13 protein-coding genes and 1 riboswitch are annotated in these 13,215 nt (G+C 56.2%); of the genes, 3 read left to right on the top strand and 10 right to left on the bottom strand.

Features of this window, described 5'->3' with window-relative positions; all coding sequences use genetic code 11:
* Window positions 1–2: 2 nt before the first annotated feature.
* The 5 genes from AACZ64_RS08020 to AACZ64_RS08000 all read right to left on the bottom strand — a co-directional run bounded on the left by AACZ64_RS08020 (window position 3) and on the right by AACZ64_RS08000 (window position 7,526).
* Window positions 3–908: an ABC transporter substrate-binding protein gene (locus tag AACZ64_RS08020; RefSeq protein ID WP_339639862.1), complete on the bottom strand. Its 906-nt coding sequence runs from the start codon at window positions 906–908 to the stop codon at window positions 3–5.
* Window positions 909–922: 14 nt separating this feature from the next.
* Window positions 923–1,618 carry an adenine nucleotide alpha hydrolase gene (locus AACZ64_RS08015; RefSeq protein WP_293615089.1) on the bottom strand — a complete coding sequence of 232 codons (696 nt, stop codon included), beginning with the start codon at window positions 1,616–1,618 and terminating at the stop codon, window positions 923–925.
* A 27-nt stretch (window positions 1,619–1,645) separates the two neighbouring features.
* Complete coding sequence (locus tag AACZ64_RS08010; protein WP_293615088.1) at window positions 1,646–3,595, bottom strand: TonB-dependent receptor; 1,950 nt, start codon at window positions 3,593–3,595, stop codon at window positions 1,646–1,648.
* A gap of 114 nt (window positions 3,596–3,709) precedes the next feature.
* Window positions 3,710–3,954: riboswitch (cobalamin riboswitch) on the bottom strand.
* Window positions 3,955–4,023: 69 nt separating this feature from the next.
* Window positions 4,024–5,394 (bottom strand): DNA repair protein RadA, encoded by a 1,371-nt coding sequence (gene radA / locus AACZ64_RS08005; RefSeq protein WP_293615087.1) that lies wholly within the window; start codon window positions 5,392–5,394, stop codon window positions 4,024–4,026.
* Between the two features lie 74 nt (window positions 5,395–5,468).
* Window positions 5,469–7,526 (bottom strand): TonB-dependent receptor, encoded by a 2,058-nt coding sequence (locus tag AACZ64_RS08000; RefSeq protein ID WP_293615086.1) that lies wholly within the window; start codon window positions 7,524–7,526, stop codon window positions 5,469–5,471.
* A 130-nt stretch (window positions 7,527–7,656) separates the two neighbouring features.
* Between AACZ64_RS08000 and AACZ64_RS07995 the strand changes: the two genes are divergently transcribed.
* From AACZ64_RS07995 to aceK, 3 genes are read left to right on the top strand one after another with little or no spacing between them, the layout of a single operon-like run.
* A complete protein-coding gene (locus tag AACZ64_RS07995; RefSeq protein WP_293615084.1) occupies window positions 7,657–8,781 on the top strand; it encodes a DnaT-like ssDNA-binding domain-containing protein in 1,125 nt (374 codons plus the stop codon).
* Window positions 8,690–9,364 (top strand): replication protein P, encoded by a 675-nt coding sequence (locus AACZ64_RS07990; protein WP_339639861.1) that lies wholly within the window; start codon window positions 8,690–8,692, stop codon window positions 9,362–9,364. The genes AACZ64_RS07995 and AACZ64_RS07990 overlap by 92 nt, the downstream gene beginning before the upstream one ends.
* 18 nt (window positions 9,365–9,382) lie before the next feature.
* Window positions 9,383–11,134, top strand: a complete 1,752-nt coding sequence (aceK, locus tag AACZ64_RS07985; RefSeq protein ID WP_293615082.1) for a bifunctional isocitrate dehydrogenase kinase/phosphatase — start codon at window positions 9,383–9,385, stop codon at window positions 11,132–11,134.
* Between the two features lie 137 nt (window positions 11,135–11,271).
* Here the strand turns inward: aceK and AACZ64_RS07980 are convergent, their stop codons facing one another.
* The 5 genes from AACZ64_RS07980 to AACZ64_RS07960 all read right to left on the bottom strand — a co-directional run bounded on the left by AACZ64_RS07980 (window position 11,272) and on the right by AACZ64_RS07960 (window position 13,214).
* Window positions 11,272–11,520 carry a GlsB/YeaQ/YmgE family stress response membrane protein gene (locus AACZ64_RS07980; protein WP_293615081.1) on the bottom strand — a complete coding sequence of 83 codons (249 nt, stop codon included), beginning with the start codon at window positions 11,518–11,520 and terminating at the stop codon, window positions 11,272–11,274.
* A gap of 61 nt (window positions 11,521–11,581) precedes the next feature.
* Window positions 11,582–12,388: a mechanosensitive ion channel domain-containing protein gene (locus tag AACZ64_RS07975; protein ID WP_293615080.1), complete on the bottom strand. Its 807-nt coding sequence runs from the start codon at window positions 12,386–12,388 to the stop codon at window positions 11,582–11,584.
* A gap of 23 nt (window positions 12,389–12,411) precedes the next feature.
* Complete coding sequence (locus tag AACZ64_RS07970) at window positions 12,412–12,798, bottom strand: TM2 domain-containing protein (RefSeq protein WP_293615079.1); 387 nt, start codon at window positions 12,796–12,798, stop codon at window positions 12,412–12,414.
* A 3-nt stretch (window positions 12,799–12,801) separates the two neighbouring features.
* On the bottom strand, window positions 12,802–13,014 hold the full coding sequence (locus AACZ64_RS07965; protein WP_293615078.1) for a DUF4177 domain-containing protein: 213 nt from the start codon (window positions 13,012–13,014) through the stop codon (window positions 12,802–12,804).
* A 35-nt stretch (window positions 13,015–13,049) separates the two neighbouring features.
* Entirely contained in the window at window positions 13,050–13,214 is a 165-nt protein-coding gene (locus AACZ64_RS07960; RefSeq protein ID WP_036859114.1) for a YqaE/Pmp3 family membrane protein, read from the bottom strand.
* Between the last annotated feature and the right edge of the window lies 1 nt (window position 13,215).

The raw sequence follows: 13,215 nt of genomic DNA, 5'->3' as shown, positions 1-13,215 counted from the left end.
CCTCAGGGGGTGTTCGGAATTTTCACTGCGCCCATCATACCCTGCGGCAGTGGATGAATTTCGGGGTGCAGCAGATTGGCCAGTATTTCCAGACTGTCCACCAGCCGGGGGCCGGGTCGGCTGAAATAACTGTTGCCGTCTACCATATAGACCTGACCGGACTCTGTCGCAGGCAACATACCGTAACCTGACCTGCCCGTCAGCAGGGGAATATCCAGGGCCGTGCGCTGCAAGTCAAATCCGCACAGCGAAACCACCACCACATCCGGTACCGCGGCCACCAACTCCTCCCAGGAGCGGCGGCGGGATGGCCGCTGCTGTTCGCCAAAACAGGGAATGCCACCGGCCAGCTCGATCAGCTCCGGGTACCAGTGCCCACCATCATAGATCGGGTCAAGCCACTCCAGAATGGCCACCCGGGGACGCAGTGCCGACACAGCCGCCGTCCGCGCCGCCACCCGATCGACCCGGCGGCAGAGCTCGGCGTGATAGGTAGCGGCCGCCGCGGTACAACCCGCCGCCTCACCCACCAGCAACACCGTATCCAGAACATCCCGCAAACAGGCTGGCTCCAGATTGATCACCCGGACATTACCGGGCAATTGACAGGCCATGTCGTTCACCTCACCGGCAGAGACCGCACAGACATCGCAAAGGGCCTGCGTGACGATCAAATCAGGGGCAAGCTGCCGTAGCACCGGCTCGTTCAGGCTGTACAGCGCCGTGTCCGTTTCCAGCTGGTCGCTCACCAGCGTATCAATCTCACTACTGGCAAGCCCCTTGGGAATCCTGGAGGCAGTCACCACGGGCAATCCCACCACGTCGGGTGGATAATCACACTCATGGGTGACCCCCACCAGGCTGTCGCGGAGGCCGATGCCACAGATGATCTCTGTGGCGCTGGGCAACAGCGAGACAATCCTCAAGCCACCACCGCCGTCAGGTCGGTGTAAACAAATCCCTCGCGGATGACTGTTTCACCCACGGCAACCCGTATCGGCCATTTGAACATCGGTCCACTCCAGGCAAAGCTGTGGAATTCACCATTCTCCCCACAGGGATCAACCGTTGCCGGTAACTTCGCCAGAAAATCCAGATCGAACGCGGCGCCCGCCAGTGACTGGGGCATCCTGGCGGGATCTAGGCAGGTGACAGCGGCCTGCAGGCCGCCGCTGATCATGGTCAGGGCCAACTGATCCGTCGGCGTGCCCCAGATTGGAAACAGCACGTCGAGTCCGGTCTGCGCCATACGGCTTTCGCGGTAGGCGCGAATGTCCTCCAGAAACAGATCGCCGAAGGCAATCGCATCCGGTACGAATCGCTGCATGGCTTCATCCAGCCCGGCACGCATGGCCTGCTCATACTGTTCGTTGCTGCACGGCCACGGCAGAGGAATTTCAACCAGCGGCAACCCGGCAGCCTGCGCCTGGGCGCGCACCAGGGTCAAGCGAACACCGTGGATGGCCGAGCGGGCAAATGCCTGATTGTAGGTGGTCAACAACCCGACAACCTCCACGGTGGGATCCCGCTGCAACTGATAAAGTGTCCAGGCGGAATCCTTGCCGCTGCTCCAAGACAACAACACCCGGGTTTTGCCGGGTCTGCTCAAATCGGTCACGACAACCTGCCCTCCTGATCCGGTGACTTATTGGTTGAAACTGTAGCGAACACCGACCATGGCGCCAAAACCGAGCGACTCATAGCCAAAAACTTCCTCATAATCCTCATCCAACAGATTTTCCAGCCGGGTATAAACGGTCAGTGATTTGCTCGCCTGATACTGGGCACTCAGATTCACCAGTGTATAGTCATCCAGCTCAACACGCGCCGAAGGCTGCGGCCAAGGCGGGAAATACTGGTCATCCTGGTGGCCATTGTACTGGGCATTGAGGACAATATTGAGGCGCTCGGCCACCTGCCAGTTCAGCGTGGTGCTACCGAGATGGCGCGGGCGGCGCAATTCATCCACATCCCGGCCGCCACTGTTAGGTTCGGTGGCATCCGTGTAGGTATAACTGCCCTTGAGGGACAGGGTCTGTGTCAGGCTGGCATCAAAGGTCAGCTCCACACCCTGCCGGTCGCTGTTACCATCGACATTTTCTGCGGTGAAGGCAAAGGCAACCGGATCATAGACAAACCCGTTGATTTCATTTTCCAGGCGGGCACGAAAATAGGTCAGGCCGAGCATCAAGCGGCCATCAAACAGCGACTGATCGACACCCATGTCCCAACTGGTGGATTTTTCCGGACGCAGATCGGGGTTGCCGATAAAGTTGGTATAGAAGCCAAAGCGCTCTGAAAAGGTGGGATTTTTCACCGCTGTGCCCCAGCTGGCACGCAAACGCGTGGCCGATTCGGGGATGCGGTAACTGGCATCAAAGCGCCGCGTGTAGGCATTCTGAAACTCGCTGTTGTCATCGTGACGCACACTGGCACCCAGGGTCAGGTCATCCCACAGCACCACCCGGTACTCCAGTGCCACACTGTCGGTTTCGCGGCTCTGGTTCTGATTCGGGTCGCCAAAGAGAATCGGGCCTCGCTGGCGGAAATCCTCGGTTTCCCGTTCCAGCAGCAGCGACAGGCGCTGGGCCTGCTCATCCCAACTGAAACTGGTGATATAGCTGTACTGTTTTTTTCGCGTGGCGTTCGAGCCAGTGCTCTCGCCATCGGTATAGTTTTCATTGTTGTGGCGGCTGACCGCCAGAGCGACCCGATGCTGCCAGCGATCATCCAGCAGGGACAAATCCGCCTGGGCGCGTATAAAACGCTGACGGAAATCCGACTCAAGATCGCCGTCCTCCGGCAAACCGGTGATCAGGTCATCAATGCCATCAAATTCATTTTCGCCCTCTGTCTGGCGGGCCGTCAGGGACAGTCCCAGGTTGTCCAGCGGTCGCCAGCCGGCATTAAGATTAAGGGTGCTGTTGCGATAACCGTCATCTTCACTGCCGGAACGGGAAATGTTGTCGCCGTCGGATGACAGGTGTGATCCACTGAGATTGAAGTGGGCCGTTCCGACACTGGCCCCGAGCGTAAAGCCGGTATGATTGATGCCGTGGCTACCGCCCTCGGAGAAGACCTGTGCCTGAAAGGGCTCCTCCGTCTGGCGGGTAATAATATTGATCACCCCCGCCACCGCATCGCTGCCCCAAAGGGCGCTCTGTGCACCGCGCACCACTTCGATCCGCTCGATTCCGGCGGTGGACATATGAGCCCAGTTAAATTCGTCGGCCTGGCCACCATCGTTCACTTCTACGCCATCCACCAACACCAGCACATGGTTGCCTTCGGCACCACGCATTCTCAACTGGGTCGTGGAACCGAGCGGGCCGCTTCGGTTGATGGCGACACCGGGCACATCGCGCAACAGGTCACTGACTACAGCGGCGCCACTGGTTTCGATATCCCGGGCGGAAATAACATGAATGGCGTTACCGGTCTGCTGCAACTGAACCGGTGCCAGAGACGCGGTGACCACGACCTCCTGAAGATTATTCTTACCGGTTTCAGCGTCAATTGCTGTTTCTGTGGCCTGAGCGCTGGCACAGGAAATGACAAGGAGTGCCAGGCAACTGGCGGAGGGACGTTTTTTCATTGACAGGTCTCCGGCGTTCGACCCCGAACGCGTGCTGAGTGAGATCAGTCCACGGAGTTATCATTGGCGATGGAACAGAAAAACTGTCGACACCAACGCAACCACACCCCGTGGTTCGTTTGCGTAGCGACAGGCCGGTCTCCGGACTCATGAGCGGTTTCCCCTGCCAGATCGCCTTCCCATGCATATGCACAGTGGCTGTGTGATCTGGCTTTTGAACCCGTACTGCGGGTTCACTCAATTACCGTTGCGGGGGCAGTGTCGGGTTTGCCTTTGACTGGCGTCATGTAGCGCACCGACTTCCCGTTTCACTCGACGCACTGAACGCTGCGTCGAGAACCTGTTGCCTAAGCAAGGTGGAGGAATTTACGCCCGGAGCCGGGCAAAGTCAATTTGGGTTTTGCATGAGAGACGCGGGCAGGGAGGCATTAGCCAAGGGCATCCAGCGCATCGGTCAGCTTGCGCACCGGTATCACCTCCATCCCCCTAATCGGCTGGCGAGGGGCATTGCCAAAGGGAATAATCGCTCGCGTGAAGCCGTGTTTGGCGGCCTCTCGCAGTCGTTCCTGACCGTTTTGCACCGGCCTGATCTCACCGGACAGCCCCACCTCACCGAAGACCACCAGATCGCGGGGCAGCGGATGGTCGCGGAAGCTGGAAATAACCGCCAGGATCAGCGCCAGATCGGCACTGGTCTCCAATACCTTGACACCACCCACCACATTCACAAAGACGTCCTGATCACCGACCATGATTCCGCCGTGACGGTGCAACACCGCCAGCAGCATCGCCAGGCGATTGTGCTCCAGCCCCACGGTCACGCGCCTCGGATTGCTCAGGTGACTGTCATCCACCAGCGCCTGCAGCTCCACCAACAGGGGCCGGGTGCCCTCCCAGACCACAATGACCACGCTGCCGGAAGCCACCTCATCACCCCGTTGTAAAAAGATGGCAGACGGGTTTGCCACTTCGCGCAGCCCCTTGTCGGTCATGGCAAACACGCCCAACTCATTGACCGCACCGAAACGATTTTTGTGACTGCGCAGGGTGCGAAAATGACTGTCGCTGGTCCCCTCTAACATCAGCGAGCAATCGATCATGTGTTCCAATACCTTGGGACCGGCCAGACTGCCATCCTTGGTGACATGACCCACCAGCAACAGCACTGTGCCCGTCTGTTTCGCGTAGCGAACCAGCATCGCGGCACATTCCCGCACCTGCGAAACGCTGCCGGGGGCCGAGGAGATTTCTTCAAGCTGCATGACTTGAATGGAATCAACCACCAGGATCTTCGGTTGCACTCGCGCGGCAGTGGCACAGACCGTTTCCACGGAGGTTTCCGCCATGATCTGCAACCGGTTGACCGGCAGACCCAGGCGATGGGCCCGCATGGCGACCTGTTGCGGGGATTCTTCACCGGTGACATAGAGCGCCACCTGACTCTCCGCCAGTTTGCAGAGGGTTTGCAGCAGCAAGGTGCTTTTGCCCGCGCCCGGCTCGCCACCCACCAGAATGCAGGATCCGGGCACCAGCCCACCACCCAGCACCAGATCCAGCTCCTGACTACCCGCGCTGATACGGGGAATATCGGCCAGATCGATTTCCGCCAGCGTGTTCACCACACCGTCGGCAGCCCCGGCAAAGCCACCGCCACTGCGGCTACCCGAGGTGACAACAGCGCCGAGACGCACTTCAGTCAACGTATTCCATGCACCGCAGTCGGGGCACTGCCCCTGCCATTTGGTGTAATCCGCACCACAGTCGTTACAAACATAGGCGGTGGTTTTCTTTCTGGCCAAGTAACAATCTCCCGAAAATGCTTTTCAGTCTACCATGTGATACCCCCCGATCAGGGGGTTTGACCGTGGGGATATCAGTGAAACTGCAGTGTGGCACGCAAAAATGTCCGCGTTTCAAAACGGTTGGCCTGCTTGAACTCGACGTAATCGCCACCGAGGTTCTGACCGATCAATTCCAGCTTCAGGTCAGCATTGCGCAGCGGGAACTGGCGGGCAATCCGCACATCAAGCCGTCGATAGGCATCGGTTTCGGAGCCCCACAGAATCCAGACCATATCGTCGAGATAGTAATAACCGGCACTCACCTGCCAGTGGCGACCGAAATCATGGGACATCAACAGACTGGCGGTATGGCGTGGTGTCGCTGACGTTTGATAGAGGCTGCGAAAGGCCATCGGCAAACTGGACTGATCAGCGTCGGCGTAAGCATAGGACAACCAGAAGCGAGTGCGATCGGATGCCAGCCAGCGCGCACCAGTTTCAAACCCGTCGATATCGGTACTGCCGCCATTGATGTCTAGGATTGCGCCCTGATTAAAAATTGATGCCACCTCCGGGTAAGCGGGATCCCAGACAAATTCAATCTCGTCTTCAAACTCTTCGCGGTAGAATTTCACCTCGGCGGTCAACCGCTCATCCAGCCAATTGCCGATATAACCCAATTCGTAACTGCGCAGCCGTTCTGCATCGATCGGCTCCGGTGCTATCTGAACAGTTTCGATCTCGGTACCGTCGTTCAGCCGCACGGCAATATTGTGAAAATTCTCCACCAGAAATGGTTGCCGCCAGCTCTCCGCAACCGAGACCCGGAACATATGTCCCTCAATCGGGGTGAAGTTCAGGCCCAACCGCCAGGACAGCTCACCGGGATTGATGTTGTTCTTTTCGTATATGGCACCGGCGTTCAACAACAGTTGATCAGTCAACCGGTACTCGATATTACCCTGCGCCCGATAGGTCTCCATGGCCTGCCACTCTTTTTGGCCGACGATTTCCAGGCTATTGACCATATCCTTGCGATAACCCAGGCCCCAGGCAATCCGGTAGCGCTGTCCATTTAACAGTTGCTGAAACTCGATATCGCGCCGGTTGACCTGATAGTCAAAGGTGCGACCAATCACCTCCTGTTCCTGTTGACCGGGGATCACCCCACCAATATCGGCGGGATCGACCCCCAGTAAGTCCGACAGTAGCCCGGCAGAAAATTTATCGTTTTCTTCACCGGAGCTGAAGCCGAACTGCAGATACCAGGCACTGCCAGGGTCCGTGGTGCGGGTCAGACGGAGGCTGCCATATTGCTCGCTGGCTTCCTTGGTGCCGACAGGATCCACAGAGACACCATTGCCGCCACGACCCCAGGGGCCCTCGGCGTAACCCAGTTGAAAATCCAGGGAAGTTTCAGGCGTCGCCTGAAAAGTCCCCTGAAAGCGACCGGAACGAGCGATCGACTCGTCATTGACACCGCGGAAGCCATCGGTGTTGAAGTAACTGAGGGAAGCCCGGTAATCCAATTGATCACCGCTATGGGCATAGCGTGCGGCAAGCAGACTGGTGTCGCGGCTGCCTGTCGTTGCGCTGAACCGCCAGCCGGGATTGTGGTAGGGTTTCTGGGTCACAATATTGATGACGCCAACGAAAGCATTGGAGCCGAAGGAAACACCCGCCGGACCGCGAACCACCTCTATCCGCTCAATGTCATCGACAGTGATTCCCAGCCGATCCCAATCCACCAGCCCAAACAGTGATCCCACCACCACACGACCGTCGAGCAAAACCTGCATACGCCGCGAGAGACCGTCGGACTGACCGTGATAGGTCACCGATGCATGGTGATCACGCCAGCTGAGTCCGACCTGAAAGCCCGGCACAAGGCGCAGCAAATCGGGAATTTCGATAAATCCGGACGCTTCAATCATGGATCGGTCAACAACCGAAACGGCCATGGAGGTATCGGTCACTGACTGGGGCAGTCGTGTGACAGACAAAGCCACCGGAATGTCTGCGATCAGATCATCCTCAGTATAACCCTCGACCGAAGCGGCCAATACCGGCAGCCATTTGAGCGACAACAGGACACAACAAAGCCAGCTTGCTGGTCGCCTTCCTACCAAACTGACCTGCTTCGGAACCATTCCATTGCCACCTTGCTGTTTGTTGTTTTTTTTGAAGCGCTATTGTAACGATGCGGCAACCACATAGAAAACCACCTCTGAGCGAATGCGACCGATAAACTTGCCCACCGCTTTCTGATAGAGTGTCAGCATGTCACTGCTCCCGGAAAAACCGCTCATTATTTCTCCCTCCCTGGCCGCTACCATTGGCCTGGAGGAGACAGTTTTACTGCAATTACTCAATGAGCTGATGTGTCATGGCAAGCCCGAACGGCAGGGCGACTACGAGTGGCTCAATATCGATAGCGGGCAACTGCAGAAATTTACCCCCTTTTGGTGTCTCGCTGACCTGCAACGAGTCGTCGGCAATCTTCGGGACAAGGGCATTCTGCTGGTAGCATCGCCCCCCCTGACCGAGGGCAATCTATTGCGCTTTGCCTTTAATGAGCAGTGTGCCGGCAATACCAATACAACGAAGCACGGCGAATTTCCCGCCACACTTCCGGCAACCCCGGCACACCAAAGTACCCGGCCCATACCCCCTGACTGGCGACCGGAAAATGACGTTCTGCAACAACTGGCCCAGTACAACATTCCAGCGGCGTTCATTGCCGACCAGTTGCCGGAGTTCATTACTTACTGGACGGAGCGTGGCGAGCCGCGCTACAGCTGGGGCTCAAAATTTATCAAGCATGTACTGCGTCTCTGGCGGGCACAGCAGACGGAAACGGCCAAGCGCGGTCAGGACACGCTTATGAGCCGGGACTGGCAACCCTCACAGGATGCCATGGATATTCTTACCCAACAGGCGGCCATCAACCGTAATTTTGTCGAGGACGCCATCCCCGAGTTTGTCCTCTACTGGCTGGAGCGGGGCGAATCCTCCAGCACCTGGAACAGCCGCTTTATCATGCATGTGAAACGCCAATGGGCCAGATTCACACACACGATGGAGCAGGACACCATGCCCCGCCCACTGGCGGCGGACTGGCAGCCCAGGGAAGAGCTTTTTGAGGTGCTGACGTTGGCGAATATCCCACGCGATTTTGCCAAACGCCTGGTACCGGAATTTGTTTTGTACTGGCGAGATAGCGGCCAGCTCTATGGCTCCTGGAACACCAAGTTCCTGCAGCAGGTAAAACGGGAATGGTCGCGTCACCAAACACATACCCAGGACTCAAGCGATGGAAAACAACAACGATCTGATCGACCAGGCAGTACGCGGAGTCGCACCCTCGTCGACGAACTCAGTGACCGCAGCTGGGCGACCCCCTGAGCGCCCAGAACCCCTGCCGGAACATCTGGTAGACACCATCAATCAGGTGTTCGCCCTGTTTCGGCTGAACTTTCACAACCAGTTCTACAGTGCCTACTCCGATACCGATCTGCTCAATCAGGCAAAACGCCTGTGGCTGGACGCATTGGCACACTTCGATCGGGATCAGATTCTGCTGGGCGCCAAACGGGTGATCGAAACATCCGACTATCTGCCCACGCTGAATCGCATGCTGCAATGTTGTGAGGCCTGTCAGAACCCGGCGGGGCTGCCCTCGCCGCGCAGTGCGTATCTCGAAGCCTGCAATGCGCCCTCTCCAAAAGCGGCTCATCACTGGTCTCACCCGGTGGTCTATCACGCCGGACTGGCCACTGGCTGGTACCTGTTGGCCCATGAGGCAGAGACGGTCAGCTACCCCCTGTTTCTCGATCATTATCGGCGGCTATGTCGCGAACTTGGCAAGGGTCGGCAGTTGGCCTTACCGGATCCCGCAGGGGAAGCAACGGAGAAACCGCCGTTGAGTCGCGAAGTGTCGCGGCAACGACTGGCAGAACTGAAAGCTGATTTAAAGCTCGATGAATAACCCAGCTGGACTGATTCCATGACCGCTCCGGACCCCCGGTTTTTTCGTAACAGCACTGCGCGGCGGATGTCGAAAACCATCCTCAATGGCTTCCGCAGCTATTTTGCCGATTACCTGAATATGACTCTCGGCGCCAAGGCGCGCTTTGAAAAAGCCGACTGGCATGCAGTGCAGAGCGCCAACGTGGACCGACTGGAACTCTACAAGACCAAAGTGCGCCAGGTATCGGAGCTGCTCGCCACGGTGACCAATAAGGATATTACCGATCTGGAATTATGGCGCCAGGCAAAGGCTGTCTATACCCAACTGGTTTTCAACTTCCCCAATTACGAAATTGCCGAGACTTTTTTCAATTCCGTATTTGGCTGCATCAATGATCACGACAAGATTGACGATGATCTGATCTACGTACTGTCTTCACAAATGGCGTCGATACCGGAAGCGGAATACAGCATTTACGTGCGCTATGAGGGTATTGACGATATCGCCGCCGTGTTTGAGCAGATTCTGCTGGATGCAGAGTTCTCTACGCCACCGGAAAACCTCACCAGGGATGTGAACTTCATCGTGCAGGAATTTAACGAGCAGCTACTGCCCCACCTGAAGAATCCGGTTTCGGCACTGAAATTTGATACGCTTGACTCGGTGTTTTATCGCAGCAAGGCGGCCTATATCGTCGGTCGCATCATCGACGGCGACCGGCTTTTTCCACTGGTGCTGCCCGTACTGAACAATGAAAAAGGCGGCCTGTTTATTGATACAGCCATTTTCAACAAGGAAGAGATGAGCGTGGTGTTCAGTTTTACCCGAACCCACTTCATGGTGGATGCCCCACTGCCCTACCTCTATCTGCATTTTTTAAAGCAATTGATGCCCCACAAGGGCGACAACGAAATCTACACGTCCATCGGTTTTCCCAAACACGCCAAGACAGAATTTTACCGGGAATTTGTCAGTCACCTGAGGAACTCTCAGGATCAGTTTGTCATTGCACCGGGCATCAAGGGGATGGTGATGTCGGTATTCACGCTGCCGTCCTACGATATCGTCTTTAAAATCATCAAGGATCGCTTCGATCCACCCAAGGAGGTCACCCACGAAATCGTGCGGGAAAAGTACAACATGGTCTCCCGGCACGACCGTATCGGGCGGATGGCCGATACCCAGGAGTTTGCCAATTTTTCATTTCCGGTGGATCGCTTCTCCGACGAACTGCTCGCCGAGTTACAGAAAGTCGCACCCTCCCTGCTGACCTTCGAGGGAGACCGGCTGATCATCAAGCACCTCTACACCGAGCGCCGCATGACACCGCTCAACATCTACCTGCAGCGGGCTGATGAACAACAAACCTGTAACATCATCGAAGAATACGGCAACGCCATCAAACAACTGGCGGCGGCAAATATTTTTCCGGGTGACATGCTGCTGAAAAATTTCGGGGTCACCCGCCACAACCGGGTGGTGTTTTACGATTACGATGAAATCTGCCCATTGACCGAGTGTCACTTCAGGCGCATCCCTCAACCGAAGACTGACGAGGAGGAGATGTCTGCCACCCCCTGGTATACCGTGGGCACCAACGATATTTTTCCAGAGGAATTCCGGTTATTCTTCTCCGGCAATCCCGTTGCCCGGGAAGCCTTTCAAGCGCTGCACAGCGATATCTATGATGTGGAATTCTGGTGGGGGCTGCAGGAACAAATTCGCAACGGCAAAATTGTCGATGTATTTCCCTACCGTCGCAAACGACGCTTTGATCGCGCCCGGTAACACGCTCCTAACCCCTCAATTATTCAACCAATTTGATACGTTAAAAAAACGCAGCTTGGTAAAAGCTGCGTTTTTGGGGGCCGGGGCTTGCAAAAATTGAAAGAGGAGCAGTCAATCACTACAAGTGTCGGAATTCACTATTTTCTCAACTGCCGGTAAAGCAACAAGATCAGAATGGCGCCCACCGTGGCCGTAGCAATACTGGCTAAACTGAAACCACCCGCACCACCAAAGCCCAGTAGCGAACCAATCCAGCCACCGACAAAAGCGCCGGCAATACCCAACAGCACCGTGAGAATAAACCCACCACCATCCCTGCCCGGCATGATCCATTTGGCAAGAATTCCAGCCACTAGGCCAAGTACGATCCAGGAAAGAATACCCATATATGCCTCTCTATTTATAGAACAAAAAAGGCCCCTTCACAGGGGCCTTGAGCATTGACCTTCAAGCGTTTTCGGCCGCCGGGTACAAGTGCACATCGCGCTGCGGGAAGGGAATGGAAATCTCTTCCTTATCAAAGCGTTTCTTGATGGCTTCTGTGAGATCCCAGTAGACCCCCCAGTAATCACCCGTGGCAACCCAGGGCCGGACTATCAGATTGACACTGCTGTCCGCCAGCTGGGTAACCGCGATATTCGGCGCCGGATCTGCCAGCACACGCTCATCCGCTTCGACCACTTCACGCAGCACCGCCTTGGCCTTGTCGATGTCATCGCCGTAACTGATACCGATAACCAGGTCGACCCGGCGGGTATCGTGGGTGGAGTAGTTGGTAATGGTGCCGCTCATCACCTGGCCATTGGGAATCACAATCCGCTTGTTGTCCGGGGTGTTCAGCTCGGTAGTAAATACCAGTATTTTCGACACCGTACCACCGACACCGGCCACTTCAACATAGTCTCCAACACGAAAGGGACGAAAAATCAGAATCAGTACACCGGCGGCAAAATTGGCCAGCGAGCCCTGTAAAGCCAGGCCAACGGCGAGACCGGCGGCACCCACCACGGCCACCAGGGAGGCCGTGTGTATACCCAGCTGACCCAGTGCTGCAATACAGACAAAGGTCAAAAGTGCGTAGTAAACCAGCGTAGAGACAAACTGCTGAATCGCCACATCCATGTCTTTCTTTTTCATCAAACCGGCTACCAGGCCCCTCAGCCAGCCAGCCAGAAATTTACCCACAAAAAAGATAACGGCTGCCATAACAACCTTCAGGCCATAAAAAATAATGGCATTTCCTATCGTTTCCATCACACGCTCCATTAAGTAAAAAATCAGTTCTGACTGTGACCAGTCTCCGCTAACTGCGATTCAGCCAGGTCGTTGTTATATCGCAATACAATGCGCTGAGAACAGAACAGCGCTGGCAATTCAATCAACGTAATCAAAAGTAACAAGCCAAGCCCCCAGCGCCATTGACCAGTGAGCAGGCAAGCCAGACCGACCAGAAAAACAGCCAGATTGACTGCACCGCGAAACCAGCGCCTGAGGTAAAAATGATGCAACCCGGCGATAAACAAATAGTTCAGCACCGCATAGCTGTCCGGATCTTTGAGACGCCTCGCCATGCGCCCGTGAAAAACCCTGCGCTGCTCTGCGGGAAGTTCCGCAATTCGGTTGCGAAGCCGGTCCTCCCGGCATTGTTCGTCGCGGAGAGCCACCGGTTATTTGCCCAGGGTAACGATGACGGTTTCACGTGCCCAGAACAACCAGAGACGACGGCTTTCCACCACCTGGAAAACCAACTGCCAGCCCTCAGCCGCCTGCTCGTTGAGGACCGTTTCCATTTTTTTCAGGGGAAAGCCGGAGGCACCGAGAAAAATCGTTCCCAGGGCGCCCTCGCTGATTGCCATCACCTTGTATTGACTGAATGCCATGCGAACTTCCTGTCACCCCCCTGCCAATCTTCGGTTCAGGCCAACGTCACCCAAAGCGCATGCAGGATACCCGGCACCCAGAAGCACAGGCAGAGCACAATATTGATCACCAGATCCTTACCGGCTCCCTTTTTCAGGAACACGGCCAGTGGTGGCAGTAACAGCGACGCAATAACCAGCAACACCTTATTATTATCCATC

The organism is uncultured Porticoccus sp., from assembly GCF_963975625.1.
In the GTDB taxonomy this organism is placed as follows: domain Bacteria; phylum Pseudomonadota; class Gammaproteobacteria; order Pseudomonadales; family Porticoccaceae; genus Porticoccus.
The sequence above is the reverse complement of the archived record's forward strand: the minus strand, read 5'-3'. Positions and strand labels throughout refer to the sequence as shown.

Bases quoted from the DNA above. Each gene is read 5' to 3' on its own strand.
- AACZ64_RS07965 (WP_293615078.1), bottom strand. From the start codon at position 13,014: ATGGCATTCAGTCAATACAAGGTGATGGCAATCAGCGAGGGCGCCCTG.
- AACZ64_RS07960 (WP_036859114.1), bottom strand. From the start codon at position 13,214: ATGGATAATAATAAGGTGTTGCTGGTTATTGCGTCGCTGTTACTGCCA.
- AACZ64_RS07980 (WP_293615081.1), bottom strand. From the start codon at position 11,520: ATGGGTATTCTTTCCTGGATCGTACTTGGCCTAGTGGCTGGAATTCTT.
- AACZ64_RS07995 (WP_293615084.1), top strand. From the start codon at position 7,657: ATGTCACTGCTCCCGGAAAAACCGCTCATTATTTCTCCCTCCCTGGCC.
- AACZ64_RS07990 (WP_339639861.1), top strand. From the start codon at position 8,690: ATGGAAAACAACAACGATCTGATCGACCAGGCAGTACGCGGAGTCGCA.
- AACZ64_RS07975 (WP_293615080.1), bottom strand. From the start codon at position 12,388: ATGGAAACGATAGGAAATGCCATTATTTTTTATGGCCTGAAGGTTGTT.
- AACZ64_RS08010 (WP_293615088.1), bottom strand. From the start codon at position 3,595: ATGAAAAAACGTCCCTCCGCCAGTTGCCTGGCACTCCTTGTCATTTCC.
- aceK (WP_293615082.1), top strand. From the start codon at position 9,383: ATGACCGCTCCGGACCCCCGGTTTTTTCGTAACAGCACTGCGCGGCGG.
- AACZ64_RS08000 (WP_293615086.1), bottom strand. From the start codon at position 7,526: ATGGTTCCGAAGCAGGTCAGTTTGGTAGGAAGGCGACCAGCAAGCTGG.